Source organism: uncultured Cellulomonas sp. (genome assembly GCF_963527515.1).
Classification (GTDB): domain Bacteria; phylum Actinomycetota; class Actinomycetes; order Actinomycetales; family Cellulomonadaceae; genus Cellulomonas.
Genome location: NZ_CAURTV010000192.1, coordinates 1 through 2,697, shown reverse-complemented (window position 1 = coordinate 2,697; position 2,697 = coordinate 1). Strand labels below are relative to the sequence as shown.

Here is a 2,697-nt window from a genome sequence, read left to right as displayed (position 1 = left end):
CGGTGCTGCCCGCCGGGCTGCCCGTCGGCGACGCCGTCGCGACGCCCGCTTTCCGGCTCCCCGCGCGCTGGGTGGTGCACACCGTGGGGCCCGACCGGCACGCGGGGCAGACCGACGCCGCGCTGCTCGCGTCGTGCTTCACCCGGTCGCTGGACGTGGCGGCCGGGCTGGGTGTGCAGAGCGTCGCGTTCCCCGCGGTGAGCGCGGGCGTGTACGGCTGGGCGGTCCAGGACGTCGCGCGGATCGCGGTCGATGCCGTGCGGGGCTGGACGGGCGGCGTGGAGCTGGTGCGGTTCGTGCTCTTCTCCCCGCACGCGCTGGAGGCGTTCCGCAGCGCCCTGTGAGGTGCCCCGGCCTCAGGACACCGAGACCGGGACCGGCTGGGCCGACGAGGTGTCCTCGTCCTTCTGCCGGCTCAGCGCGCTCGGCCACCACATCGCCTTGCCGATGTCGAGGTTGAGCGCCGTCACCAGCACCGACCGGACCACGAGAGTGTCCAGCAGCACCCCGAAGGCCACGGCGAACCCGATCTCGGCGAACGCCACCAGCGGCAGCGTGCCGAGCACGGCGAACGTCCCCGCCAGGACCAGTCCGGCCGACGTGATCACCCCGCCGGTGGCGGCCAGGCCCACCAGCGCGCCGCGGCGGTGCCCGATCCGCAGCGCCTCCTCCCGCACCCGGGTCATGAGGAAGATGTTGTAGTCGATCCCCAGGGCCACCAGGAAGACGAAGACGAACAGCGGGAACGACGTGTCCGCGCCGGCGTAGCCGAACACGTACCGGAACACGAGCGCGCTGATGCCGATGGCGGCACCGAACGAGAGCACCACCGTGCCGATGAGGACCAGCGGGGCCAGGACCGCCCGCAGCAGGATCATGAGGATGACGAAGACGACCAGCAGGATGATCGGGATGATCAGGCGGTTGTCGTCCGCGGAGGCCCGCTGGACGTCCAGGGTGACGGCGGTGGTGCCGCCGACGAGCGCGTCCGCCCCGGGCACGGCGTGCACGGCCTCGCGCGCCCGGTCGACCGTGTCGAAGGCCTCGTCGCTGTCGGGGGCCGAGGTGAGCGTGCCCTCGACGTAGGCGACGTCGCCGACGACGGCGGGCTCGGTCACGCTGGCCGGGTCGATGCCCTCCACGCCGGCGAAGGCGGTGGCGACCTCGGTGGCCTGGCCGGCGTTCGCGATGACCACGACCGGGGTGCCGGCACCGCCGGGGAAGTGCTCGGCGAGCTCCTTCTCGCCCACGATCGAGGGCTGGACACCCCGGAACGACTCCTCGGTGGTCAGGCCGGTGGCGTTCAGGCTGACGATGCCGACGCACGCGACCGCCAGGATCACCGACGTGCCGATCCACGTCGCCCGCGGGCGGCGCTCGATGCGGCTGCCCACCCGGGCCCAGAAGCCGTGCTCGGACGGCTCGCCGTCCCCGAGCTTGGGGGTGCGCGGCCAGAAGATCCATCGCCCGCACGTGACCAGCAGCGCCGGGAGCAGGGTGAGCATGACGAGCACGGCGACGCCGACGCCGACGGCCGCCACCGGGCCGAGGCCGGCGGTCGAGTTCATGGTGGCGAAGAGCAGGCTGAGCATGCCGATGGCGACTGTCGCACCGCTGGCGACGATCGCGGGGCTGGCGCGGTGCAGGGCGAGCGACATGGCCTCGTGGCGGTCGCCGTGCTTGCGCAGCTCCTCGCGGTAGCGCGCCACCAGCAGCAGGGCGTAGTCGGTCCCCGCGCCGAACACGAGGACCGTGAGGATGCCGGCGCTCTGCGCGTTGACGGTGAGGTCGTAGTTCTCCGCCAGCAGGTAGATCAGGGCCTGCGACACGGTGAGCGCCACGCCCGCGGAGATCACCGGCAGGAGCCAGAGCACCGGGCTGCGGTAGGTGATGAGCAGGATGACGATGACGACGGCCACCGCGGCGTACAGCAGGGTGCCGTCGATGCCCTCGAACGCCTCGGAGGAGTCGGCGGCTGACCCGGCCGGACCCGTGACGTAGACGTCGAGCCCGTCGGGGCCGTCCTCGGCGGTGGCCCGCAGGTCCGCGACCGCGTCAGCGGCGAGGTTCCAGCCGTCGGAGCCCAGGTCGAGCGGCACGATGATCTGCGCCGCCTGGCCGTCCTCCGAGGGGATCGGTCCGACGACCTCGCCGTCGAGCGTGCCGAGCGCGCCGAAGTCCTGCGCGTCCGCCTGGATCGCGGCCAGGTCGTCCGGGGTGAGGCCGTCGGCCCGCTCGTACACCATGACCGCGGGGATCGTGTTGGCGGACCGGAACCCGGCGGCCACGTCGAGCACCTCGGTCGACTCGGCGTTCGCGGGGAGCCAGGACTTCGCGTCGTTGTCCTGCGCGCCGGTCAGCTTGCCCGCGAGCGGGCCGAGGAGTGCGACGGCGACGAGCCAGAAGACGATGACGCCGAACTTGAGGTAGCGATGGGTGATCCAACCGGCGACCTTGGACATGGGTGTTCCTTCTGCGGGGAGTCGACGACGACAGATGGAGGTGCGGGCCGCGCGGCGGGAGATACCTCGTCCGGGCGCCGGTCCTGCGTGCTGGTGCGATCCCAGCATCCTGGGGTCGGCCAGTCCAGGGATATCGGGGAGACCCCCGAGTCTTCCCTCAGGTTGCCCTCAGGAGTTGCTCAGGGCAGCCGCCGCGCGCGCGGCGTCGGCGGGGTCGTTCCAGACGTGGAACGCC

2 protein-coding genes are annotated in these 2,697 nt (G+C 72.6%); one reads left to right on the top strand and one right to left on the bottom strand.

What is annotated here, in order from left to right; genetic code table 11:
* On the top strand, nucleotides 1-344 hold a 344-nt coding region (locus RYN42_RS20165; RefSeq protein ID WP_315099423.1), incomplete at its 5' end, for a macro domain-containing protein.
* A 12-nt stretch (nucleotides 345-356) separates the two neighbouring features.
* On the opposite strand, the gene RYN42_RS20160 is transcribed toward RYN42_RS20165, so the two are convergent.
* Nucleotides 357-2,462, bottom strand: coding sequence for an MMPL family transporter (locus RYN42_RS20160; protein ID WP_315099419.1), 2,106 nt, complete (start codon nucleotides 2,460-2,462; stop codon nucleotides 357-359).
* Between the last annotated feature and the right edge of the window lie 235 nt (nucleotides 2,463-2,697).

What these genes read in the sequence shown, in the direction of transcription:
- RYN42_RS20160 (WP_315099419.1), bottom strand. Translation starts at nt 2,462, where the DNA reads ATGTCCAAGGTCGCCGGTTGGATCACCCATCGCTACCTCAAGTTCGGC.